General features: G+C 62.1%; 33 protein-coding genes. 31 read left to right on the forward strand and 2 right to left on the reverse strand.

All coding sequences use genetic code 11. From position 1 onward, the window contains the following. Positions 1-279 precede the first annotated feature (279 nt). The 31 genes from RT460_RS10605 (at position 280) to RT460_RS10755 (ending at position 20,491) form a co-directional block, all read left to right on the forward strand. Positions 280-3,027: a M14 family metallopeptidase gene (locus RT460_RS10605; protein WP_313318930.1), complete on the forward strand. Its 2,748-nt coding sequence runs from the start codon at positions 280-282 to the stop codon at positions 3,025-3,027. Positions 3,028-3,402: 375 nt separating this feature from the next. Next, entirely contained in the window at positions 3,403-3,714 is a 312-nt protein-coding gene (gene rpsJ, locus RT460_RS10610; protein ID WP_010341589.1) for a 30S ribosomal protein S10, read from the forward strand. Between the two features lie 11 nt (positions 3,715-3,725). Next, on the forward strand, positions 3,726-4,376 hold the full coding sequence (rplC, locus tag RT460_RS10615; RefSeq protein WP_282270285.1) for a 50S ribosomal protein L3: 651 nt from the start codon (positions 3,726-3,728) through the stop codon (positions 4,374-4,376). A 12-nt stretch (positions 4,377-4,388) separates the two neighbouring features. After that, positions 4,389-4,994: a 50S ribosomal protein L4 gene (gene rplD / locus RT460_RS10620; protein ID WP_313318932.1), complete on the forward strand. Its 606-nt coding sequence runs from the start codon at positions 4,389-4,391 to the stop codon at positions 4,992-4,994. Beyond that, positions 4,991-5,290, forward strand: a complete 300-nt coding sequence (rplW, locus tag RT460_RS10625; RefSeq protein WP_313318933.1) for a 50S ribosomal protein L23 — start codon at positions 4,991-4,993, stop codon at positions 5,288-5,290. The genes rplD and rplW overlap by 4 nt, the downstream gene beginning before the upstream one ends. Before the next feature lie 10 nt (positions 5,291-5,300). Further along, positions 5,301-6,128 carry a 50S ribosomal protein L2 gene (gene rplB, locus RT460_RS10630; RefSeq protein ID WP_132862501.1) on the forward strand — a complete coding sequence of 276 codons (828 nt, stop codon included), beginning with the start codon at positions 5,301-5,303 and terminating at the stop codon, positions 6,126-6,128. 6 nt (positions 6,129-6,134) lie between these two features. Next, positions 6,135-6,404 carry a 30S ribosomal protein S19 gene (gene rpsS / locus RT460_RS10635; protein WP_132862502.1) on the forward strand — a complete coding sequence of 90 codons (270 nt, stop codon included), beginning with the start codon at positions 6,135-6,137 and terminating at the stop codon, positions 6,402-6,404. 12 nt (positions 6,405-6,416) lie between these two features. Next, entirely contained in the window at positions 6,417-6,752 is a 336-nt protein-coding gene (rplV, locus tag RT460_RS10640) for a 50S ribosomal protein L22 (protein WP_054657198.1), read from the forward strand. 18 nt (positions 6,753-6,770) lie between these two features. After that, complete coding sequence (gene rpsC, locus RT460_RS10645) at positions 6,771-7,505, forward strand: 30S ribosomal protein S3 (protein WP_313318936.1); 735 nt, start codon at positions 6,771-6,773, stop codon at positions 7,503-7,505. Positions 7,506-7,510: 5 nt separating this feature from the next. Further along, complete coding sequence (rplP, locus tag RT460_RS10650) at positions 7,511-7,924, forward strand: 50S ribosomal protein L16 (protein ID WP_057629593.1); 414 nt, start codon at positions 7,511-7,513, stop codon at positions 7,922-7,924. Further along, on the forward strand, positions 7,924-8,109 hold the full coding sequence (gene rpmC / locus RT460_RS10655; RefSeq protein ID WP_054657204.1) for a 50S ribosomal protein L29: 186 nt from the start codon (positions 7,924-7,926) through the stop codon (positions 8,107-8,109). Before rplP ends, rpmC begins: the two co-directional genes overlap by 1 nt. 11 nt (positions 8,110-8,120) lie before the next feature. Beyond that, positions 8,121-8,390: a 30S ribosomal protein S17 gene (rpsQ, locus tag RT460_RS10660; RefSeq protein WP_313318937.1), complete on the forward strand. Its 270-nt coding sequence runs from the start codon at positions 8,121-8,123 to the stop codon at positions 8,388-8,390. Between the two features lie 13 nt (positions 8,391-8,403). Beyond that, entirely contained in the window at positions 8,404-8,772 is a 369-nt protein-coding gene (rplN, locus tag RT460_RS10665; RefSeq protein WP_019186153.1) for a 50S ribosomal protein L14, read from the forward strand. A gap of 16 nt (positions 8,773-8,788) precedes the next feature. Beyond that, complete coding sequence (gene rplX / locus RT460_RS10670; protein ID WP_017355416.1) at positions 8,789-9,106, forward strand: 50S ribosomal protein L24; 318 nt, start codon at positions 8,789-8,791, stop codon at positions 9,104-9,106. A gap of 11 nt (positions 9,107-9,117) precedes the next feature. Then, positions 9,118-9,660: a 50S ribosomal protein L5 gene (gene rplE / locus RT460_RS10675; protein WP_062169033.1), complete on the forward strand. Its 543-nt coding sequence runs from the start codon at positions 9,118-9,120 to the stop codon at positions 9,658-9,660. Positions 9,661-9,678: 18 nt separating this feature from the next. Next, on the forward strand, positions 9,679-9,984 hold the full coding sequence (rpsN, locus tag RT460_RS10680) for a 30S ribosomal protein S14 (protein ID WP_313318938.1): 306 nt from the start codon (positions 9,679-9,681) through the stop codon (positions 9,982-9,984). 214 nt (positions 9,985-10,198) lie between these two features. Then, entirely contained in the window at positions 10,199-10,597 is a 399-nt protein-coding gene (gene rpsH / locus RT460_RS10685; protein WP_313318940.1) for a 30S ribosomal protein S8, read from the forward strand. A gap of 15 nt (positions 10,598-10,612) precedes the next feature. Beyond that, positions 10,613-11,140, forward strand: coding sequence for a 50S ribosomal protein L6 (gene rplF, locus RT460_RS10690; RefSeq protein WP_313318942.1), 528 nt, complete (start codon positions 10,613-10,615; stop codon positions 11,138-11,140). Positions 11,141-11,173: 33 nt separating this feature from the next. Next, a complete protein-coding gene (gene rplR, locus RT460_RS10695; protein WP_312368527.1) occupies positions 11,174-11,527 on the forward strand; it encodes a 50S ribosomal protein L18 in 354 nt (117 codons plus the stop codon). A gap of 161 nt (positions 11,528-11,688) precedes the next feature. After that, a complete protein-coding gene (rpsE, locus tag RT460_RS10700; RefSeq protein ID WP_313318943.1) occupies positions 11,689-12,231 on the forward strand; it encodes a 30S ribosomal protein S5 in 543 nt (180 codons plus the stop codon). Beyond that, on the forward strand, positions 12,224-12,415 hold the full coding sequence (rpmD, locus tag RT460_RS10705) for a 50S ribosomal protein L30 (protein WP_062169020.1): 192 nt from the start codon (positions 12,224-12,226) through the stop codon (positions 12,413-12,415). Before rpsE ends, rpmD begins: the two co-directional genes overlap by 8 nt. Positions 12,416-12,421: 6 nt before the next feature. Beyond that, a complete protein-coding gene (gene rplO, locus RT460_RS10710; protein ID WP_313318945.1) occupies positions 12,422-12,865 on the forward strand; it encodes a 50S ribosomal protein L15 in 444 nt (147 codons plus the stop codon). 7 nt (positions 12,866-12,872) lie between these two features. Further along, complete coding sequence (gene secY / locus RT460_RS10715) at positions 12,873-14,228, forward strand: preprotein translocase subunit SecY (protein WP_313318947.1); 1,356 nt, start codon at positions 12,873-12,875, stop codon at positions 14,226-14,228. A 347-nt stretch (positions 14,229-14,575) separates the two neighbouring features. Beyond that, positions 14,576-14,932 carry a 30S ribosomal protein S13 gene (rpsM, locus tag RT460_RS10720; RefSeq protein ID WP_054663350.1) on the forward strand — a complete coding sequence of 119 codons (357 nt, stop codon included), beginning with the start codon at positions 14,576-14,578 and terminating at the stop codon, positions 14,930-14,932. 13 nt (positions 14,933-14,945) lie between these two features. Next, on the forward strand, positions 14,946-15,338 hold the full coding sequence (gene rpsK, locus RT460_RS10725; protein WP_054657227.1) for a 30S ribosomal protein S11: 393 nt from the start codon (positions 14,946-14,948) through the stop codon (positions 15,336-15,338). A 14-nt stretch (positions 15,339-15,352) separates the two neighbouring features. Continuing rightward, positions 15,353-15,982 (forward strand): 30S ribosomal protein S4, encoded by a 630-nt coding sequence (gene rpsD / locus RT460_RS10730; RefSeq protein WP_312368514.1) that lies wholly within the window; start codon positions 15,353-15,355, stop codon positions 15,980-15,982. Positions 15,983-16,036: 54 nt separating this feature from the next. After that, complete coding sequence (rpoA, locus tag RT460_RS10735) at positions 16,037-17,035, forward strand: DNA-directed RNA polymerase subunit alpha (protein WP_313318950.1); 999 nt, start codon at positions 16,037-16,039, stop codon at positions 17,033-17,035. 194 nt (positions 17,036-17,229) lie between these two features. Continuing rightward, positions 17,230-17,616, forward strand: a complete 387-nt coding sequence (rplQ, locus tag RT460_RS10740; protein WP_313318951.1) for a 50S ribosomal protein L17 — start codon at positions 17,230-17,232, stop codon at positions 17,614-17,616. Positions 17,617-17,761: 145 nt separating this feature from the next. After that, entirely contained in the window at positions 17,762-18,277 is a 516-nt protein-coding gene (locus RT460_RS10745) for a disulfide bond formation protein B (RefSeq protein WP_313318952.1), read from the forward strand. Positions 18,278-18,306: 29 nt separating this feature from the next. Further along, positions 18,307-19,674: a 3-deoxy-7-phosphoheptulonate synthase class II gene (locus RT460_RS10750; RefSeq protein ID WP_313318954.1), complete on the forward strand. Its 1,368-nt coding sequence runs from the start codon at positions 18,307-18,309 to the stop codon at positions 19,672-19,674. A gap of 331 nt (positions 19,675-20,005) precedes the next feature. Next, entirely contained in the window at positions 20,006-20,491 is a 486-nt protein-coding gene (locus RT460_RS10755) for a transposase (RefSeq protein ID WP_313318955.1), read from the forward strand. A 184-nt stretch (positions 20,492-20,675) separates the two neighbouring features. Here the strand turns inward: RT460_RS10755 and RT460_RS10760 are convergent, their stop codons facing one another. Beyond that, positions 20,676-21,149, reverse strand: coding sequence for a DUF2127 domain-containing protein (locus RT460_RS10760; RefSeq protein WP_313318956.1), 474 nt, complete (start codon positions 21,147-21,149; stop codon positions 20,676-20,678). A gap of 5 nt (positions 21,150-21,154) precedes the next feature. Further along, complete coding sequence (gene typA, locus RT460_RS10765) at positions 21,155-22,984, reverse strand: translational GTPase TypA (RefSeq protein WP_313318957.1); 1,830 nt, start codon at positions 22,982-22,984, stop codon at positions 21,155-21,157. Positions 22,985-23,051: the final 67 nt, after the last annotated feature.

Here is a 23,051-nt window from a genome sequence, read left to right on the forward strand (position 1 = left end):
GCGAAGGCGGCCGTACCGTCGGCGCCGGCGTGGTCTCCAAGATCACCAAGTAATAGCGCTGCGTTTCCTTCGGGAAGCAAGGTGTTGAAGAAGGGCGGCCTCCGGGCCGCCCTTTTTTATTTGCACAGCGGTGGCCCGGACAACGGCGCCAATGGCGGAACTCTGCCGCAGCTCACCTCTAATCCCGTGTGGCTTGCATGACGTGCCGTCCCTGTCTTTCGGCCCATCAAGTCAGCATTGGTCGATGCTACTTTCGGTGTCGGCAACGGGGAGGTGGCAATGGGTATTTCCAGGATGACGCAACGCTTGCTGCAGGCGGTGCTGCTGACGGTGATTGGCATGGGGGCGCTGCACGCCGCCGTGCCGTCGCCCAAAGCCCATTTCGGCTTCGATATCGGCGACGACTACATGCTCGCCAACTACACGCAGACCGAGGCGTATTTCCGCAAGGTCGCGGCGGCGTCGGATCGCTTTCGCCTGGTCGAGCTGGGTAAGACCGAAGAGGGAAGGCCGCAGCTGATGTTGGTTGCCTCTTCGCCGGCCAACCTTGCGCGGCTGGAGGAGTACCGCGCCATCTCCGAGCGCTTGGCGCGTGCACGCGACAACCCGCAAGAGGCCGTGGCGTTGGCCGCGGAGGGTAGGGCGGTGGTGTGGATCGATGGTGGTCTGCATGCGAACGAGACCGTCGGTGCACACCAGTTGATCGAAACGGTTTGGCAGCTGGCCAGTCGCGACGATGCTGAAACACGCCGCATCCTCGACGACACAATCGTATTGCTGGTGCATGCCAATCCTGACGGCCAGCAGCTGTACTCGGATTGGTATATGCGCGAGCCGGTGCCGCAGCAACGAGTGCTGGACAAGCCACCGCGCCTGTACCAGAAGTACGCCGGCCACGATAACAACCGCGATTTCTACATGGCTGCGCTGCAGGAAACGCGCAACATGAATCTGGCGATGTACACGCGCTGGTATCCGCAGATTGTCTATAACCATCACCAGACTTCGCCCAAGGGCACGGTCATCGTCATCCCGCCGTACCGGGACCCGTACAACTACAACATCGACGCGATGATCCCGGTTGGATTGGAAGCCTTGGGCGCGGCGATGAACCTGCGCTACCTGCAGGAGGACAAGCCTGGCGCGGTCTCCAAGCGCGGCAGCGTGTATTCCACCTGGTGGAACGGTGGCCTGCGCACCATGCCGTACTTCCACAACATGCTCGGCGTGCTGACAGAAATAACCGGCAATCCCACGCCGATGCAGATCCCGTTCCTGCCGGAGCGCCAGTTGCCGGACAGTAATCTGCCGGCGCCGGTGCCGGCGCAGACCTGGCACTTTCGCCAGTCCATTGATTACAGCCTTACCGCCAATTGGGCGCTATTGGATTACGCCTCGCGTCATCGCGAACAGCTGCTGTTGAACATCTACCGCATGGGCCGCAACTCCATCGAGCGCGGCGGTCGTGATACCTGGACCGCCAGCCCCAGTGCCTTGGCCAAGGTGGCCGATACCCATCCGGGCGAGTTGGCGCCAGCGCAGGTGGCCCAGCTGTTGAGGCAGCCCGCGCAACGTGATGCGCGCGCTTACATCCTGTCGGCGGATCAGGCGGATTTCCCCACGGCGGTGAAGTTCATCAATGCGCTGCAACTGGCGGGCATCGAGGTGCAGCAGGCGACCGATACCTTCCGTGTGGCGGGCAAGCGCTATCCGCGCGGCTCCTATGTAGTGCGCGCAGACCAGGCCTTCAGGCCGCATCTTCGGGACATGTTCGAGCCGCAGGATCACCCGCAGGATTTCGAATATCCGGGCGGGCCGCCGATAGCGCCATACGACTCGGCGGGTTGGACCCTGGCGTTCCAGATGGGTGTGGATTTTGACCGGGTATTCGAGGCGTTGGACGGTCCTTTCGCCGCATTGCCGTCCGGCCAGCTGCAACAACCGGTCGCGGTGGATGTGCCCCCGTCCGCCCGGGGGTATGTGCTGGACGCTCGCGCCAATGACACGTTTTTGGCAGTGAACCGTCTGCTCGGGCAGGGGCTTGAAGTGCGGCGCCTGCCTGCGCGCGATGGTGCGTTCTGGGTGCCTGCCGCCAGTGCCCAGGTGATGGCTGTAGCGTTGCAGGGCACGGGCCTGCGCGCCGAGGTTGCCGATGCGGGGCTGGAGGGAGCCGTGCCGGTGCGCAAGCCGCGTATCGCACTGTGGGACCAATACGGCGGATCGATGGTCTCTGGCTGGACCCGCCTGGTACTGGAGACCTTCGGCTTTGAGTACGAACTGGTGTATCCGCAGCAGATCCTGGCCGGCGACCTGCGCCAGCGCTTCGATGTCCTGCTGCTGCCCAGTGGTGCCTTGCCGCTGCCGGCCGCGCTGGCGATCGAGGGCAAGGCGGGCAGGGTGCCGCCGGCGCTTGATCCTGCCCGCATTCCCGTGGAGTACCACAATCGATTGGGGTCGCTGGAGGGCGAGGCCGCTGTAGTCGCGCTGCGGGCGTTCCTGGATGCGGGCGGTGATGTGGTCGCCACGGGCTCTTCCAGTGGGCTGGCGCAGCTGCTGGGTCTGCCGGTGCGCAATCACCTGCACGGCGATGCAGCCGGCGGCGAGGCCAAGGCGCTGACGCAGCGTGACTACTACATTCCCGGCAGCGTATTGCAGGTGGCGGTGGACAAGGCGCAGCCGCTGAACTGGGGGCTGGGGCCGCAGCTGGATGTGTATTTCTCGGACGGGCGCTGGGATAATGCGCCGGTATTCGATCTGCCCGAGGCAGCTGACGGTATCCGGCCGCTGCTGCGCTTCGACTCGGCGACCCCGCTGCGTAGCGGCTGGGCCTGGGGCCAGGGTCACCTGCAGGGCGGGGTGCTGGCGGCCGAGGCCGATGTTGGACAGGGGCGGTTGGCGTTCTTTGGCGCGGATATCACCTTCCGCGCCCAGACCCATGCCTCGTTCAAGCTGCTGTTCAATAGCCTGCTGCGTGCGCAAAAGCAGGGCGCCGAGGCCGCCGGCCACGGCGGGACGCAGGCGCTTTGAGTCGCTGAAGCCCACTGCCAGCTGAAGCTCCCTGTCCCTCGATAGGGGGTGACTTGCAAGCGGCTGAAAATACTGAGAGAATGCAAGACCACTCGCGGAAGTCCCGTTTACGGGGCCTTCGCAACCAGCGAAATGAGGCACAGGACGTACCTCGTATTCGCCAGACAAGGACAGGTCGCATGGGGCACTCCGGTTAGATCGGGGTGTATTCGTGCGTTTGAATATGTCTGGGGCGGGCCGGGTAACCGGGCCGCCTTGCTGTTTTGAAGGGATTCACGTTGACGGGAGGTGCCTTGGCGCCAACCGTCGTTTTCATGGGGTTCGGCACACAAAGGGGCCGAGCCTGTCGCTCTTTAGACCTATAGGAACACCGTCATGGCGGACCAAAAGATCCGAATTCGGTTGAAAGCGTTTGATCATCGCCTGATCGACCGTTCGGCCAGCGAGATCGTTGAAACGGCAAAGCGGACCGGCGCGCAAGTGCGTGGCCCGATCCCCCTGCCGACCAAGATCGAGCGTTACACCATCCTCGTCTCCCCGCACGTCGACAAGGACGCGCGTGACCAGTACGAGACCCGCACGCACAAGCGCGTGCTTGACATCGTTGACCCTAACGACAAGACCGTGGACGCGCTGATGAAGCTCGAACTGGCTGCCGGCGTCGACGTTCAGATCAAGTTGACCTGAGGACTACGACCATGACGAAGAAATATTCGTTGGGCTTCGTGGGCCGCAAGGCTGGCATGAGCCGCGTTTTCACTGAAGATGGCCAGTCCATCCCGGTGACCCTGATTGAAGCAACCCCGAACCGCATCGCGCAGATCAAGACCGTCGAAACCGACGGCTACAGCGCCGTGCAGGTGACCGTCGGCGCCCGTCGCGCTGCACTGGTCAACAAGCCGGAAGCCGGTCACTTCGCCAAGGCGAAGGTTGAAGCTGGTCGTGGCCTGTGGGAATTCCGCGTTGAAGACGCGCAGATCGGCGATTTCGCCGTCGGTGGCGAAATCAAGGCAGACATCTTTGAAGTCGGCCAGACGGTTGACGTCCAGGGCGTCACCAAGGGTAAGGGCTTCCAGGGCACCATCAAGCGCTACAACTTCCGTATGGGCGATGCAACCCACGGTAACTCGCTGTCGCATCGCGCGCCGGGTTCGCTGGGCCAGCGCCAGACCCCGGGTCGCGTTTTCCCGGGCAAGAAGATGTCCGGCCACATGGGTTCAGTGCAGCAGAGCACGCAGAACCTGGAAGTGGTCAAGGTCGATGTCGAGCGTGGTCTGATTGCCATCCGCGGCGCCGTGCCTGGCGCAGCCGGTGGTGACGTGATCGTGCGTCCGGCTAGCAAGGCATAAGGAGAGATGACGATGGAACTCGTTATCACGGGTAGCAACAACAAGGTCTCGGTCTCCGACGCCGTGTTCGGTCGCGATTTCAGCGAAGATCTGGTTCACCAGGTCGTCGTTGCTTACCGCAACGCCGCACGTGCCGGCACCAAGGCACAGAAGACGCGTTCTGAAGTGGCTGGTACCACCAAGAAGTCGAAGAAGCAGAAGGGTGGTGGCGCACGTCACGGTGCCCTGACCGCTCCGATCTTCGTCGGCGGTGGTGTCACCTTCGCGGCCAAGCCGCGTAGCTTCGAACAGAAGGTCAATCGTAAGCAGTATCGCGCCGCCATGTGCGCCATCCTGTCCGAGCTGAACCGTCAGGGCCGCATCACCATCGTTGAGTCGTTCGATGTAGACGCGACCAGCACCAAGGCTCTGATCACCAAGCTGGCTGGCCTGGAAGTGGGCAAGCGCCCGCTGATCGTCACCGAAGAGGCTACCGAGCACCTGTACCTGTCCGCCCGCAATCTGCCGTATGTGCAGGTGCGTGACGTCCAGGGCCTGGATCCGGTCGCTCTGGTCGGTGCCGACACGGTCGTCATCACCGCTGACGCGGTCAAGAAGGTCGAGGAGTGGCTGGCATGAGCGCCAACGAAAAAATCTTCAGCGTGCTGCGTGCACCGCGAGTCTCTGAAAAGACCGCGCGCCTGCAGGAAATCTCCAACCAATACGTCTTCGAAGTTTCGAACGAAGCCACCAAGGCCGATGTAAAGGCCGCGGTTGAGCAGCTGTTCGACGTCAAGGTCGAGTCGGTCAATGTGCTGAACGTCAAGGGCAAGAACAAGTCCTTCCGTAACCGCACCGGCCGTCGCGGCGATTGGCGCAAGGCGTATGTGCGTCTCGCCGATGGCCAGTCCATCGATGTAACGGCCAAGGCCTGAGGTACATCCCATGCCATTGATGAAATTCAAGCCCACCTCCGCAGGCCGTCGTTCGGCCGTGCGCGTGGTCACGCCCGATCTCCACAAGGGCGCACCGCACGCAGCGTTGCTGGAGCCGCAGAGCAAGTCCGGTGGTCGTAACCACCACGGTCGCATCACTACCCGTCACGTGGGTGGTGGTCACAAGCAGCACTACCGTCTGATCGACTTCAAGCGCAACAAGGAAGGCATTCCGGCACGCGTGGAACGTATCGAATACGATCCGAACCGCACTGCCCATATCGCCCTGCTGTGCTACGTCGACGGCGAGCGTCGCTACATCATCGCCCCGAAGGGCCTGAAGGCAGGTGACCAGGTCATCTCGGGCGCTCACGCCCCGATCAAGACCGGCAACACCCTGCCGCTGCGCAACATCCCGGTCGGTACCACCGTCCACGGGATCGAGCTGAAGCCGGGCAAGGGCGCTCAGATCGCTCGTGCTGCTGGTGCAGGCGTGCAGCTGGTCGCTCGTGAAGGCATCTACGCCACCCTGCGCCTGCGCTCGGGTGAAATGCGTAAGGTGCCGGTCGAATGCCGCGCCACCATCGGTGAAGTCGGTAACGATGAGCACAACCTGGAAAAGCTGGGCAAGGCTGGTGCCAAGCGCTGGCGCGGCGTCAAGCCGACCGTCCGCGGTGCCGCCATGAACCCGGTGGATCACCCGCACGGTGGTGGTGAAGCCAAGGCCGGCCAGGGTAATCCGCATCCGGTCACCCCGTGGGGTGTTCCGACCAAGGGTTACAAGACGCGCCATAACAAGCGCACTCAGCAGTTCATCGTCCGCGATCGTAGGGGCTAATCGACCATGGCACGTTCACTCAAGAAGGGCCCGTTCGTCGATCACCACCTCGTCAAGAAGGTGGAGGCCGCTGCGGGCAGCAAGAAGCCGATCAAAACCTGGTCGCGCCGTTCCATGATCCTGCCGGAAATGGTTGGATTCACGATTGCCGTGCATAACGGCAAGAACCACGTCCCGGTTCTCGTCAACGAGAACATGGTCGGTCACAAGCTTGGCGAATTCGCTGTCACCCGGACCTTCAAGGGTCACGGCGCTGACAAGAAGTCGGGCAAGTAAGGAGAGATGACAATGGAAGCGAAAGCAATCCTGCGCTCCGCGCGCATCTCTGCGCAGAAGGCTCGTCTGGTCGCTGACCAGGTGCGCGGTCTGCCGGCCGAGCGTGCGGTCAACCTGCTGAAGTTTTCGGACAAGAAGGCTGCCCACCTGATCAAGAAGGTGGTGGAGTCGGCTATTGCAAATGCCGAGAACAACCAGGGCGCTGACGTCGACGAGCTGAAGGTCAAGACCATCATGGTTGATGAAGGTCCGACCCTGAAGCGTTTCATGGCGCGGGCGAAAGGCCGCGGTACCCGCATCCTCAAGCGCACCAGCCACATCACTGTGGTTGTGGGCGCCGGCAAGTAAGCGGAAAGGATAAAGACCATGGGTCATAAAGTTCATCCGATTGGTATCCGCCTCGGTATTTCCAAGGATTGGAACTCCAAGTGGTACGCCAACAAGGCCGAGTTTGCTGGTTACCTGGCAGCCGACCTGAAAGTGCGTGAAATGCTGCGCAAGAAGCTGGCACAGGCTGGCGTCAGCAAGATCCTCATCGAGCGTCCTGCAAAGACCGCTCGCGTGACGATCCACACCGCCCGTCCGGGCGTGGTGATCGGCAAGCGCGGTGAGGACATCGAAAAGCTGCGTAAGGAAGTGAGCGAAATGATGGGCGTCCCGGCGCACATCAACGTCACCGAAGTGCGCAAGCCGGAGTTGGACGCACAGCTGGTTGCCGAGTCGATCGCGCAGCAGCTGGAGCGCCGCATCATGTTCCGCCGTGCAATGAAGCGCTCGGTCGGCAACGCGATGCGCCTGGGTGCCCTGGGCATCAAGGTCAACGTCGGCGGCCGCTTGAACGGCGCTGAAATCGCCCGTTCGGAGTGGTACCGCGAAGGCCGCGTGCCGTTGCACACCCTGCGTGCGGATATCGACTACGGTTTCGCTGAAGCCAGCACCACCTACGGCATCATCGGCATCAAGGTTTGGATCTACAAGGGTGAAGTCTTTGATTTCTCCCAGGTTGGCCAGGAAAAGCAGGACGACAGCCCGCGCAACGATCGTAACGATCGCGGCGACCGCGGTGACCGTCCGTCGCGCCCGGCTCGTGAAGCGAGGTAACGGCAATGTTGCAACCCAAGCGAACCAAATACCGCAAGATGTTCAAGGGCCGTAACGACGGCCTGAGCTGGAGCGCAAACGCTGTCAGCTTCGGCGAGTACGGCCTGAAGGCAACCGCTCACGGCCAGCTGACCGCGCGTCAGATCGAAGCGGCTCGCCGCTCGATCAGCCGCTACGTCAAGCGCGGCGGCAAGATGTGGATCCGCGTGTTCCCCGACAAGCCCATCACCAAGAAGCCCATCGAAGTCCGAATGGGTGCCGGTAAGGGTGGCGTGGAATACTGGGTCGCTCAGATCCAGCCGGGCCGCATGATTTATGAAGTCGAGGGCGTGACTGAGGAAGTGGCACGCGAGGCGTTCCGCCTGGCAGCTGCCAAGCTCTCGGTGACCACCACTTTCGTAACCCGGACGGTGCGCTGATGGACATCAAACAACTCCGCGAGAAGTCGGCTGACGAACTCAAGGCCCACCTGACCGACCTGCGTAAGGAGCAGTTCTCGCTCCGTATGCAGCAGGTCACCGGCCAGCTGCCGAAGACCCACGAAACCCGCCGGGTGCGTCGCGAGATTGCTCGCGTCAAGCACCTGATCGGCAGCACGAAGTAAGGATGGCTGCTATGAGCGAAAATACTGAAAAGAAGACGCTGCGCACGGTCGAAGGCCGTGTCGTCAGCAACAAGATGGACAAGACGGTCACCGTGTTGGTGGAGCGCCAGGTCAAGCACGCCCTGTACGGCAAGTACATCAAGCGCTCGACCAAGCTGCACGCACACGACGCCGACAACACCTGCAATGAAGGTGATGTCGTGCGCGTGACCGAGATTGCTCCGATGTCCAAGACCAAGAACTGGCGCGTGGTGGAAGTCATCACGCGTGCGGCTGAATAAGGAGATCTGAATCATGATCCAGATGCAGAGCTACCTTGATGCTGCGGACAATTCCGGTGCCAAGGAACTGATGTGCATCAAGGTGCTTGGTGGTTCCAAGCGCCGTTATGCCCACATCGGCGACATCATCAAGGTCACCGTGAAGGACGCAATCCCGCGCGGCAAAGTCAAGAAGGGTGAAGTGTATGACGCCGTCGTGGTGCGTACCCGCAAGGGTGTGCGTCGCGCCGATGGCTCGCTGATCCGTTTCGACGGCAACGCTGCGGTCCTGCTCAACAACAAGCAAGAGCCGATCGGCACCCGCATCTTCGGACCGGTGACCCGTGAACTTCGTTCGGAGAAGTTCATGAAGATCGTCTCGCTCGCTCCCGAAGTTCTGTGAGCGCCAGGAGATAATCATGGCTAACCGTATCAAGAAGGGCGACCAAGTCGTCGTCAACACCGGCAAGGACAAGGGCAAGCAGGGCGAAGTCGTCCGCGTCGACGGCGATCGTGTGATCGTCGCCAACGTGAACATCGTCAAGCGCCACACCAAGCCGAACCCGCAGGCAGGTGTTGCCGGCGGCGTGGTCGAGCGTGAAGCTTCGATCCATATCTCCAACGTCAATGTTCTGAACCCGGCTTCGGGCAAGGGCGAGCGCGTTGGCTTCAAGGTGCTGGAGGATGGACGCAAACTGCGTGTGTTCCGCTCCAGCGGTGAGGCGCTTGACGCCTGAGGAATGAATTGATGAATTCCCGTCTCGAAAAGTTTTACAAGGAAGAAGTGGTGCCGGCGCTGACCAAGCAGTTCGGCTACACCAATCCGATGGAAGTGCCGCGCCTGGTCAAGGTCACCCTGAACATGGGTGTGGGCGAAGCTGCGACCAACAAGAAGGTTCTTGAAAACGCCGTTGCCGACATGACCAAGATCACCGGCCAGAAGCCGGTGGTCACCAAGTCGCGCGTCTCGGTGGCTTCGTTCAAGATCCGTGATGGTTGGCCGATCGGCTGCAAGGTCACGCTGCGTCGTGACACCATGTTTGAGTTCCTGGATCGCCTGATCAACATCTCGCTGCCGCGCGTGCGTGACTTCCGCGGCGTGTCGGGTCGTTCGTTCGACGGTCGTGGCAACTACAACATGGGTGTGAAGGAACAGATCATCTTCCCGGAAATCGACTTCGACGCCGTCGACGCGATCCGCGGTATGGATATCGCCATCACCACCACCGCCAAGACCGACGCGGAAGCGAAGGCGCTGCTCGCAGCGTTCAAGTTCCCGTTCCGTAACTGATACGTCGAGGATACCGAAATGGCAAAGACCTCCATGGTCAACCGCGACATCAAGCGGAAGAAGCTGGCAGTGAAGTTCGCTGACAAGCGCGCTGCTCTGAAGAAGATCGTGTCCTCGGTGGACGCGACCTACGAAGAGAAGATCGAAGCCGCAACCAAGTTGTCCAAGCTGCCGCGCGATTCGTCGCCGAGCCGCCACCGCAACCGTTGCGAGCTGTCGGGCCGTCCGCGTGGCGTCTACAGCAAGTTCGGCCTGGGCCGCAACAAGCTGCGTGAAGCCACCATGCGCGGCGACGTGCCGGGCCTGCGCAAGGCCAGCTGGTAAGCAATACCCCGGTCGGGCCGCAAGGCCCGGCCAGGTCACCGGCAGGGCAACCTGAAGGTAAAGCAAAGAGTCCGACGCAAGTCGGACTTTTTGTCGTATAATCCCGCTCCTTGCCTGCCCGAAAGGGCGGCTTGAGCGTCAAGGGCCCTGGCCCATCCCAGGAAAACACGAGATTTTCGCGAAAGCGGATATCGGTGCACTCAAAGGTATTTACATGAGCATGACTGATCCCATCGCCGACCTGCTGGTCCGCATCAAGAATGCGGCCGCGGTTGGTAAGCAGACGGTGAAAGCCCCGTCGTCCAAGGTCAAGGTGGCTATTGCCCAGGTCCTGAAGGACGAGGGTTACATCACCGACCTGCGCGTCAACAACATCGAGAACAACAAGGCCGAGCTTGAAATCGTCCTGAAGTATTTCGAAGGCAAGCCGGTCATCGCGACCCTGAAGCGCTTCTCGCGTTCGGGCCTGCGCCAGTACCGCGGCAAGTCCGAGCTGCCGAAGGTCATGAATGGCCTGGGTATCTCGATCATTTCCACCTCCAAGGGCATCATGACTGATGCGCAGGCGCGCCAGTTGGGCGTCGGCGGCGAAGTCCTGTGCTTCGTGGCCTAAGGGAAGGAGTCCACTATGTCCCGCGTAGCCAAGAAGCCGATCAACCTGCCCAAGGGCGTTGAACTGACCATCCAGCCGGAAGTTGTGAGCGTGAAGGGCCCGAAGGGCACCCTGTCGCTGAACAAGGCCGCTGGCGTTGAAATCACTCTCGACAACGGCGTTGCCACGCTGAACCCGAAGGACATCACCTTCGACGCTCTGACTGGTACCGTCCGCGCAATCCTGGCCAACATGGTGCAGGGCGTGTCCGAAGGCTTCGAGCGCAAGCTTGAGCTGGTCGGCGTGGGTTACCGCGCTGCCATGCAGGGCAAGGACCTGAACCTGTCGCTGGGTTTCTCCCACCCTGTCGTGTTCGTGGCGCCGGAAGGCATCACCCTGTCGACCCCGACCCAGACCGAAATTCTGGTGCAGGGCGCTGACAAGCAGGTCGTCGGTGAAGTTGCCGCCAAGATCCGCGGTTACCGTCCGCCGGAGCCCTACAAGGGCAAGGGTGTGAAGTACGCCGGTGAAGTCATCATTCGCAAGGAAGCCAAGAAGGCCTAATTCTTAGGTTTTCAGCTTTCGAGGATAAAGAACATGAACAAGAACATTGCCCGTCTGCGTCGCGCCAAGTCGACCCGTTCGCACATCCGTACCCTGGGCGTGGCTCGTCTGTCGGTGCTGCGCACCGGTCAGCACCTGTACGCACAGGTGTTCACCGCTGACGGTTCCAAGGTGCTGGCTGCTGCCAACACCGCCCAGGCTGACGTCAAGGAAGGCCTGAAGAACGGCAAGAACATCGACGCCGCCGCCAAGGTCGGCAAGATGATCGCCGAGCGCGCCAAGGCTGCCGGTATCGAAAAGGTCGCTTTCGACCGTTCCGGTTACCGTTACCACGGCCGCATCAAGGCTCTGGCCGAAGCAGCCCGCGAAGGCGGCCTGCAGTTCTAAGTAAAACAGGGAAGGGGCCTTTGGCCCCTTTCCGCCTGCCTGCCGGTACGGGTTGGTACCGGGCGCCCTTCGTTCTTTTGCAACGGCTGGCGATTCAATGCACCACCTCACAACCATAAGCGGCCCCGAGCCGTACATACCCAATCAATCAAGGAATCGAAATGGCAGAAGAGCGTCAGCAGCGGGGTCGCGATCGCGACCGTAACCGCGAAGAGAAAGTAGACGACGGCATGATCGAAAAGCTGGTCGCGGTCAACCGCGTCAGCAAGACCGTCAAGGGCGGTCGCCAGTTCACCTTCACCGCACTGACCGTGGTCGGCGACGGCGAAGGCAAGGTTGGCTTCGGTTATGGCAAGGCACGCGAAGTGCCGGTCGCCATCCAGAAGTCGATGGAGCAGGCTCGCAAGAACCTGGTCAGCGTTGACCTGAACAACGGCACCCTGTGGCACACCATCAAGGATGGTCACGGCGCAGCTCGCGTGTTCATGCAGCCGGCTTCGGAAGGTACGGGCGTCATCGCCGGCGGTGCCATGCGCGCCGTGCTGGAAGCCGTGGGAGTGAAGAACGTTCTGGCCAAGGCTGTTGGTTCGCGTAACCCGATCAACCTGGTTCGCGCCACCGTGAAGGGCCTGGCTGCAGCGCAGTCGCCGGCACGTATTGCTGCCAAGCGCGGCAAGAAGGTGGAGGATCTGAACCATGGCTAATGAAACCGTCAAGACCGTAAAGGTGCGCCTGGTGCGCGGCCTGCGTGGCACCCAGTCGCGTCACCGCCTGTCGGTGCGTGCCCTGGGCCTGAACAAGCTCAATGATGTGCGTGAACTGAAGGACAGCCCGCAGGTTCGCGGTCTGATCAACAAGGTTCAGTACCTCGTCCAGGTTGAGGAGTAATCGACCATGACTCTGCGTCTCAATGAACTGAGCCCGGCACCGGGCGCCCGCACCGAGCGCACCCGCGTCGGCCGCGGTATCGGCTCCGGCCTGGGCAAGACTGCTGGCCGCGGTCACAAGGGCTCGTTTGCCCGTAAGGGTGGCGGCAAGATCAAGGCTGGCTTCGAAGGCGGCCAGACCCCGATGCAGCGCCGTCTGCCGAAGATCGGCTTCTTCTCGCACAAGGCCAAGGACACCGCAGAAGTGCTGTCCTACCACCTTGATCGCCTGGAAGCCGGTGAGATCGACGTGGCCGCACTGCGTGCAGCCAAGCTGATCCCGTCGACCGCAAAGAAGGCCAAGATCGTCCTGAAGGGCGAGCTGAGCAAGGCATTCACCCTGAAGGGTGTTGCTGCTACTGCCGGCGCCAAGGCCGCGATTGAAGCTGCCGGCGGCAGCGTACAGGAGTAACTGGAACATGGCGCAAGCTGGCATCGGTAACCTCGCGGGCGGGATGGGCAAGTTCACAGAACTTCGCCAGCGTCTTCTGTTCGTACTCGGGGCATTGCTCGTCTATCGCATCGGCTGCTACGTGCCGGTGCCGGGCGTCAACCCCGATGCCATGCTTGCGCTGATGCAGGCGCAGGGCGGCGGCATCGTGGACATGTTCAACATGTTCTCGGGCGGCGCCCTGCACCGTTTCAGCATCTTCGCGTTGAACGTGATGCCGTACATTTCGGCATCCATCGTGATGCAGCTGGCGGTCCACATCTTCCCGGCCCTGAAGGCCATGCAGAAGGAAGGTGAGTCGGGTCGTCGCAAGATCACGCAGTATTCGCGCATCGGCGCGGTGCTCCTGGCGGTAGTGCAGGGCGGCAGTATCGCGCTGGCACTGCAGAACCAGGTGTCGCCGGGCGGTGCACCGGTGGTTTACGCACCGGGCATGGGCTTCGTGCTCACGGCCGTCGTGGCGTTGACCGCAGGTACCATCTTCCTGATGTGGGTGGGTGAGCAGGTGACCGAGCGTGGCATCGGCAACGGTGTGTCGCTGATCATCTTCGCCGGTATCGTGGCAGGCCTGCCGGCCGCCGTGATTCACACCGTCGAGGCTTACCGTGACGGCAACATGAGCTTCATCTCGTTGCTGATCATCGTGCTGGTGGTGCTGGCCTTCACCTATTTCGTGGTGTTCGTCGAGCGCGGCCAGCGCCGCATCACCGTCAATTACGCCCGCCGCCAGGGTGGCCGTAATGCCTACATGAACCAGACCTCGTTCCTGCCGTTGAAGCTCAACATGGCAGGCGTGATCCCGGCGATCTTCGCGTCCAGCATCCTGGCCTTCCCGGCGACGCTGGCAATGTGGTCCGGTCAGGCCAGCTCGGCCACGTGGCTGCAGAAGGTGGCCAATGCGCTGGGTCCGGGCGAGCCGCTGCACATGATCGTGTTTGCTGCGCTGATCAGCGGTTTCGCATTCTTCTATACCGCGCTGGTGTTCAACTCGCAGGAAACCGCCGACAACCTGAAGAAGTCGGGCGCGCTGATTCCGGGCATCCGTCCGGGCAAGGCCACGGCCGAGTATATCGACGCCGTGCTGACCCGCCTGACTGCCGCCGGTTCGCTGTACCTGGTGATCGTCTGCCTGTTGCCGGAAATCATGCGCACCCAGCTCAATGCCTCGTTCTACTTCGGCGGCACCTCGTTGCTGATCGTGGTGGTGGTGGTGATGGATTTCATCGCCCAGGTCCAGGCACACCTGATGTCGCACCAGTACGAAAGCCTGTTGAAGAAGGCCAACCTGAAGGGCGGCAATCGCGGCGGTTTTGCACGCGGCTGATTCACCGGTTATACTTATCGCTTCCTTTAGCGAAAAGCTGCCCTGGTTCCCGGGGCGGCATTACAACAGAAGGGCGGCCCCTGCAGCGGTTTCGGGTGGGGGTGTGATGTGGTTGTTCCGCGCGGGAGTAGCGCGGGCGGCTTGGAGAGCAATCTCCCTGCCAGGCACATCCGGCGCTGGAGCGCGGGCACACTCCCCACGCCGGGTCTGTGGAACATTACGTTCCACGGGCTTCCAAGCAAACCGAAGCCTTGTTAGTATCGCTAGTTCACTTTTTTGATCCATCCTGCCGGATTGGCGCGCCTGTCGGTGCGTATTCGGCCATCACTCAGCTGGAGAACCGCGTCATGGCGCGTATTGCAGGCGTCAACCTGCCAGCCCAGAAGCATGTCTGGGTCGGGTTGCAAAGCATTTACGGCATCGGCCGTACCCGTTCGAAGAAGGTCTGCGAAGCCGCAGGCGTTACTTCCACCACCAAGATCCGCGACCTGTCGGAGCCGGAAATCGACCGTCTGCGCCTCGAAGTGGGCAAGTACATCGTCGAAGGCGACCTGCGTCGTGAAGTCGGCATCGCCATCAAGCGCCTGATGGACCTGGGCTGCTACCGCGGCCTGCGTCACCGTCGTGGTCTGCCGCTGCGTGGTCAGCGTACCAAGACCAATGCACGTACCCGTAAGGGTCCGCGCAAGGCTCTGAAGAAGTAAGGGACCCTAGAAAATGGCTAAGCCCGCTGCTGCTAAGACCAAGAAGAAGATCAAGCGCGTCGTCACCGACGGCGTTGCCCACGTCCACGCTTCTTTCAACAACACCATCGTGACCATCACCGACCGTCAGGGCAATGCATTGTCCTGGGCGACCTCCGGTGGCGCCGGCTTCCGCGGCTCGCGCAAGTCGACCCCCTTTGCTGCGCAGGTTGCCGCCGAAAAGGCTGGCAAGGCTGCTCTGGACTACGGCCTGAAGTCGCTGGAAGTCCGCATCAAGGGCCCGGGTCCGGGTCGTGAGTCGGCCGTACGTTCGTTGAACAACGTCGGCTACAAGATCACCAACATCATCGACGTGACGCCCATCCCGCACAACGGGTGCCGTCCGCCGAAAAAGCGTCGCGTCTAAAGGAGCGATAAGAAATGGCTCGTTATATCGGTCCTACCTGTAAGCTCGCCCGTCGCGAAGGCGCCGACCTCTCCCTGAAGAGCCCGGCCCGTGCGCTGGACTCCAAGTGCAAGCTGGAGCAGAAGCCCGGCCAGCACGGCGCTACCGCCCGCAAGGGCAAGCTGTCCGACTACGCCACCCAGCTGCGTGAAAAGCAGAAGGTCAAGCGTATCTACGGTCTGCTGGAGCGTCAGTTCCGCAACTACTACAAGAAGGCCTCGACCAAGAAGGGCAACACCGGCGAGAACCTGCTGCAGTTGTTGGAAACCCGCCTGGACAACGTCGTTTACCGCATGGGCTTCGCAGTGACCCGTCCGGCTGCTCGTCAGCTGGTCTCGCACCGCGGTGTCACGGTCAACGGCAAGTCGGTCAACCTGGCTTCGTACCAGGTCAAGGCTGGCGACGCTATCGCCCTGTCCGAGAAGGCTGCCAAGCAGCTGCGCGTCCAGGAAGCCCTGACCGTCGCCGAACAGCACGACCTCAGCCCGTCCTGGGTGGAAGTGGATTCGAAGAAGTTCAGCGGCGTATTCAAGGCTGTTCCGGATCGCGCTGACCTGCCTGCGGATATCAACGAAGCGCTGATCGTCGAGTTGTATTCGAAGTAATTCACAATGGAGAACCTCCGGGTTGCACCGGAGGTTCGCAGGAGAACCCGCAACATGACGGTTACCGCAAACCAGGTTCTGCGTCCTCGCGGTCCGCAGATCGAACGCCTTACCGAGACCCGCGCCAAGGTCGTGATCGAACCCTTGGAGCGTGGTTACGGGCATACGCTGGGCAACGCCCTGCGTCGCGTGCTGCTGTCGTCCATCCCGGGCTTCGCCATTACCGAAGTCGAGATCGACGGCGTGCTGCATGAGTACACCACCCTTGAAGGCCTGCAGGAGGACGTTCTCGAAGTCCTGTTGAACCTCAAAGACGTGGCGATCCGCATGCATTCCGGCGACAGCGCCACCGTGACCCTGTCCAAGCAGGGCCCGGGCATCGTGACTGCTGCCGACATCAAGGTTGACCACAACGTCGAAGTGATCAACGGCGACCACGTGATCTGCCACCTGACCAAGGACGCAGCGATCAACATGCGCCTGAAGGTCGAGCGTGGTTTCGGCTACCAGCCGGCTGCCTCGCGCCGCCGTCCGGACGAAGAGTCGCGTGCGATCGGTCGTCTGGTGCTGGATGCTTCGTTCTCGCCGGTCCGCCGCGTCGCTTATGCGGTGGAAGCCGCTCGCGTCGAGCAGCGTACCGACCTGGACAAGCTGGTCATCGATATCGAAACCAACGGCACGATCGATGCCGAGGAAGCTGTCCGCACTGCGGCCGACATCCTCAGCGATCAGCTGTCGGTGTTCGGCGATTTCACCCACCGCGACCGCGGTGCGGCCAAGCCGGCCAACAACGGCGTGGATCCGGTGCTGCTGCGCCCGATCGACGACCTGGAGCTGACCGTGCGTTCGGCCAACTGCCTGAAGGCCGAGAGCATCTACTACATCGGTGATCTGATCCAGAAGACCGAAGTGGAGCTGCTCAAGACCCCGAACCTCGGCAAGAAGTCGCTGACCGAGATCAAGGAAGTGCTGGCCCAGCGTGGCCTGTCGCTTGGCATGAAGCTGGAGAACTGGCCGCCGGCCGGTGTCGCCGCTCACGGCATGCTTGGTTGATAAGCAATACCTGTTCCCCCGCATGGGCGACCATGCGGGGGAATATCGTTTCAGCAGTACCCGCATTGACGGTTAAACAACGCCGCAATGCCGGTCGTCCAGGACGGGCGACCAGGACCATCCGCAGTCCACTTACAACGCCAGGATGGCGACAACGAAGTCCAACGTCTCACCATTAACCAAGGAATAAACCCATGCGTCACATGAAGTCGGGCCGCAAGTTCAACCGCACCAGCGCCCACCGCGAAGCAATGTTCAAGAACATGGCTGCGTCGCTGTTCAAGCACGAGCTGATCAAGACCACCCTGCCGAAGGCCAAGGAACTGCGCCGCGTTGCCGAGCCGCTGATCACCCTGGCCAAGGTCGACTCCGTCGCCAACCGTCGTCTGGCCTTCGCTCGCCTGCGTGACAAGGAAGCCGTCGGCAACCTGTTCACCATCCTGGGCCCGCGCTACGCCGGTCGTCCGGGCGGCTACCTGCGTCTGCTGAAGTGCGGCTTCCGCGCTGGCGACAACGCACCGATGGCCTACGTTGAGCTGGTCGATCGTCCGACCGCCGTGGCTGAAGCAGTCGCCGAGTAATCGCGCACTGCGATCCATCGACGGATGCAACAGAAGCCCGGCCTACGCCGGGCTTTCTGTTTGATGAAGTTGCAGCTGGCATCACTGCTGAACGTGCGCGGATGGCCTGCTACTCTTGCCGCATTGTCTACTCTGGAATGATGCGATGAACCCCTTGCGTTGGAGCTTCCGTGCGCAGTGCCTGCTGGGCTTCCTGGTATGTGCAGGGCTGCTGGCGTTTGCGATCTACATGCAGATCCAGATGGGGCTTGAGCCCTGTCCGCTGTGCATCTACCAGCGCATCGCCTTTGCATCGGTGGGTGTGCTGTTCCTGCTGGGTGCCTTGCACGGCCCGGCCAGCCGTGGCGGGCGTGCCGGTTACGGCGTATTGACCTTCATTGCCGCCCTGGTTGGTGCCGGCATTGCCGGGCGCCATGTCTACGTGCAGTTGTTGCCCAAGGACCTGGGCAGCAGCTGTGGCCCGCCGCTGAGCTTCCTTGCCGAAACCATGGGGCCGTTCGAGGTGTTCCGCACCGTGCTGACCGGTACCGGCGATTGCGGCAACATCGATTGGACCTTCCTTGGCCTGAGCATGCCGATGTGGAGCCTGGTGTGGTTTGTCCTGCTTGCCGGCTGGGCGCTGTATGTCGGCCTGCGTACGCGCAAGAAGCGCCTGATCTGATTCTTCCACTTTCCTGATTGGTATCTGCAATGAACGCATCCCCGTCTTCGTCACCCGTCGCCACTGCCAGCAGCTGGGCGCCGGACAGCTGGCGTGGCAAGACTGCGCTGCAGATGCCGACCTATGCGGACCCGCAGGCGCTTGAGGCGGCGTTGACAGAGCTGCGGCAGCTGCCGCCGCTGGTGACCTCGTGGGAGATCTTCGCGCTCAAGCAGCAACTGGCCGAGGCCCAGGAAGGCAAGCGCTTCCTGCTGCAGGGCGGTGACTGCGCGGAGAACTTCGTCGACTGCGAATCGGGCACGATTTCCAACCGGCTCAAGGTGCTGCTGCAGATGAGCCTGGTGCTTGTGCATGGCCTGCGCACGCCGGTGATCCGGGTGGGCCGGTTCGCCGGCCAGTACGCCAAGCCGCGCTCGGCCGATACCGAAACCCGTGATGGCGTGACCTTGCCGAGCTACCGCGGCGATGTGATCAATGCGCCGGCGTTCACCGAGGCGGCGCGCGTGCCGGACCCACAGCGGATGATCATCGCGCATTCGCGCTCGGCGTTGACGATGAATTTCGTGCGGGCGCTGATTGATGGCGGCTTTGCCGATCTGCACCATCCCGAATACTGGAACCTGGCCTGGATGCGCTGTTCGCCGCTGGCCGAGGAGTACCAGAAAATGGTGGCCTCGATCGGTGATGCCGTGCGCTTCATGGAGACCCTGTCCGGTTCGCAGGTGCACAACCTCAACCGGGTGGATTTCTACACCTCGCACGAGGCCTTGCTGCTGCCCTACGAGCAGGCGCTGACCCGCCAGGTGCCGCGACAGAATGGCTGGTTCAACCTGAGCACGCATTACCCGTGGATCGGCATGCGCACTGCAGCGCTGGATGGCGCGCACGTGGAGTACCTGCGAGGCGTGCGCAATCCGATCGCGATCAAGGTGGGGCCATCGGTACAGCCGGATCAGCTCTTGCGTCTGATCGATGTGCTGAACCCGGACGACGAGCCGGGCCGTCTGAGCTTCATCCATCGCATGGGCGCGGCGCAGATTGCCGACAAGTTGCCGCCGCTGCTGGATGCAATCAAGCGCGATGGTCGCCGGGTGCTGTGGGTTTGCGATGCGATGCATGGCAACACCGAGAGCACCAGCAATGGTTACAAGACCCGTCGTTTCGACAATATCCGCAGCGAGGTGGAGATGTCGTTCGACCTGCATGCAGCGGCCGGCACGCGCCTGGGCGGCGTGCACCTGGAGCTGACGGGCGAAGATGTCACCGAATGCACCGGTGGCGCGCGTGAGCTCACTGAGCGCGATCTGGAGCGCGCCTACCGTTCCAGCGTCGACCCGCGACTGAACTACGAGCAGTCGCTCGAGATCGCCATGGCCATCGTCCGCAAGCAAGGCTGAAGGTAGTGCCGAGCGATGCTCGGCAAGGACGTTACCGGCAATGCCAGATCTGTAGTGCCGAGCCATGCTCGGCAGAAGCGTTACCGGCAATGCCGGATCTGTAGTGCCGAGCCATGCTCGGCAGGAGCGTTACCGGTAATGCCAGATTTCTAGTGCCGAGCCATGCTCAGCAGGAGCGTTACCGGCAATGCCAGATCTGTAGTGCCGAGCCATGCTCGGCAGGGGCCTTGCCGGTAATGTCAGATTGGTAGTGCCGAGCCATGCTCGGCAGGAGCGTTACCGGTAAAGCCCATTGCCGAGCATGGCTCGGCACTACAGGTGAAGCGGTGAAGTGCTGACGGATCTTCTTGATCGCCGGCCTCAGGCTGCAGCGATGTCCAGTCCAAAACTGCGCGTCGGGCGCGTATCGCTGCCCAACAACATCTATTCAATCACTACGGTGACCGCCGGGCGGGCGCCGCTGTTTGCTCGGCCGGAAAACGCGGCAGCGGTGATCGAGGCGCTTCGCGATTGTGAGCTTGCAGGTATCAGTTACAGCCTTGCCTGGGTGCTGATGCCAGATCATCTGCATTGGCTGCTGCAGCTTCAATCGGGTTCGCTGGGCGCGTGCTTGCAACGGTTGAAGTCGCGCTCAGCAAGGTTCATTGGTGGTGTCGGTTCGATCTGGCAGACGGGCTATCACGATCATGCGATCAGACGCGATGAATCATTGCGTGGCGTAGCCAATTACCTGCTGCACAATCCAGTGCGGGCGGGGCTGTGCGAACAGCCGCAGGATTACCCCTATGCCTGGTGCAGATGGGGCTGGCAGCTTTGATGTAGTGCCGAGCCATGCTCGGCAGAGGCGTTACAAGCGAACCCGTCATGTAGTGCCGAGCCATGCTCGGCTGGGGCGTTACCGGTAAAGCCCATTGCCGAGCATGGCTCGGCACTACAGGTGGGGCTTTTGCATTGTGGGGCAGGCCGCATGCCGAGCATGGCTCGGCACTACAGGAGGCGGGTTACCGCTTGTTGCGCTTGCGCAGGTCGCGGGCCAGCACCCACACGACCAATAGATTGACCGCCAACAGCAGCCAGGACGGCCAGCCGGGGTGTTTGACGATGGCGTAGAAGTCCAGCGGCAGGTACAGCGCGGCCGAAATGCAGCCCAGCCATGAGGCCCAGGCCTTGGCGCGCCACAGGCCCCAGGCTTCAAGCGCACGCAGCAGCCCGTAGCCGACCAGAACGGCCGCACCCAAGTGCACGGTATCGGGGGTGATCATGCCCAGCAGCGAAGAGAACGCGCCGTTCTCCGGGTCACCGCCGACGCGGTGGATCAGGGCATTGATGATGTTGCGGAGCGGGGCGGGCCCGGAGATTTCCAGGCCGGCCGCAGCGAGAAAGGCCAGTACGGCCTTTCCCGCTTCCAGCAGCGCGATGGCTGCCAGTCCCGGATGCGCATGCGGATCCGGGTTGTAGGGCTTGTTGTCGGTCAAGACAATCAGCCGCCGCGCGAGGCCTTCTTGCGGTCGCTTTCGGTCAGGAACTTCTTGCGCAGACGAATTTCCTTCGGGGTGATTTCCACCAGCTCGTCGTCGTCGATGAAGTCCAGTGCCTGTTCCAGCGAGAACTTGATGGCCGGGGTCAGCTGGATCGCGTCGTCCTTGCCCGAAGCGCGCATGTTGGTCAGCGGCTTGGTCTTGATGGCGTTGACGGTCAGATCGTTGTCCTTGGAGTGGATACCGATCAGCTGGCCTTCGTACACGTTGTCGCCTTCAGCAGCGAACAGCTTGCCGCGTTCCTGCAGCGGGCCCAGCGAGTAGGCCGGGGTGGCACCCGGGGCATTGGCGATCATCACGCCGTTCAGGCGCTTGGCGATGGCGCCCTGTTCCTTCGGGCCGTAATGGTCGAACACGTGGAACAGCAGGCCAGAACCCTGGGTCAGGGTCTTGAACTCGTTCTGGAAGCCGATCAGGCCACGCGCCGGGATCTTGAAGTCAAGGCGCACGCGGCCCTTGCCGTCCGGTTCCATGTTTTCCAGCAGGGCCTTGCGGGTGCCCAGCTTTTCCATCACGCCGCCCTGGTGCTGTTCTTCGATGTCCACCACCAGCTGCTCGATCGGCTCCATCAGCTGACCGTCGATTTCCTTGATGATCACTTCCGGGCGCGACACGGCCAGCTCATAGCCTTCACGACGCATGGTTTCGATCAGCACCGACAGGTGCAGCTCGCCACGGCCGGAGACCAGGAACTTGTCGGCGTCTTCCAGCTGCTCGACCTTCAGTGCCACGTTGTGCACGGTCTCGCGCTCCAGGCGCTCCTTCAGCTGGCGGCTGGTCAGGAACTTGCCACCAGACAGGTCCTTGTTGCCCGCGAACGGCGAGTTGTTGACCTGGAAGGTCATCGAGATGGTCGGCTCGTCGACGGTCAGTGCCGGCAGCGCTTCCGGGGCTTCCACGGCGCAGACGGTGTCGGAGATGGTCAGCTCTTGGATGCCGGAGATGGCGATGATGTCGCCAGCCTGGGCTTCGTCCACTTCGATGCGCTCCAGGCCCATGAAGCCCAGCACCTGCAGGACCTTGCCCTGGCGCTTCTTGCCTTCACGGTCGATCACGGTGACGGCCTGGTTCTTCTTGACCTTGCCGCGCTGGATGCGGCCGATGCCGATCACGCCGACGAAGTTGTTGTAGTCCAGCTGGCTGATGCGCATCTGGAACGGGCCATCGGCCTCGACTTCCGGCACCGGCACGTACTGCATGATCGCTTCGTACAGCGGGGTCATGTCGCCGTCGCGCACGGTGTCTTCCAGGCCGGCGTAGCCATTCAGGCCCGAGGCGTAGACGATCGGGAAGTCCAGCTGCTCGTTGGTGGCGCCGAGCTTGTCGAACAGGTCGAACACCTGGTCGATCACCCACTCCGGGCGCGCACCCGGGCGGTCAACCTTGTTGACCACGACGATCGGCTTGAAGCCCATCGCGAAGGCCTTCTGGGTGACGAAGCGGGTCTGCGGCATCGGGCCGTCCATCGCGTCAACCAGGATCAGCACCGAGTCGACCATCGACAGCACGCGCTCCACTTCACCGCCGAAGTCGGCGTGTCCGGGGGTGTCGACGATGTTGATGCGGTTGCCATTCCACTTGATGGCCGTGTTCTTGGCCAGGATGGTGATGCCGCGTTCCTTTTCCTGGTCGTTGCTGTCCATCACGCGCTCGGCAAGCACCGTACGCTCAGACAGGGTGCCGGACTGCTTGAGCAGCTGGTCGACGAGGGTGGTCTTGCCATGGTCGACGTGGGCGACGATGGCGATGTTGCGAAGATTTTCGATGGACATGCGAAAGACGGCCAGCCGGTGCCGTGAATGGGGAAAATGAGTTCGCCATTATACCGGTATGTGGGCC

Source organism: Stenotrophomonas sp., from assembly GCF_032061965.1.
Classification (GTDB): domain Bacteria; phylum Pseudomonadota; class Gammaproteobacteria; order Xanthomonadales; family Xanthomonadaceae; genus Stenotrophomonas.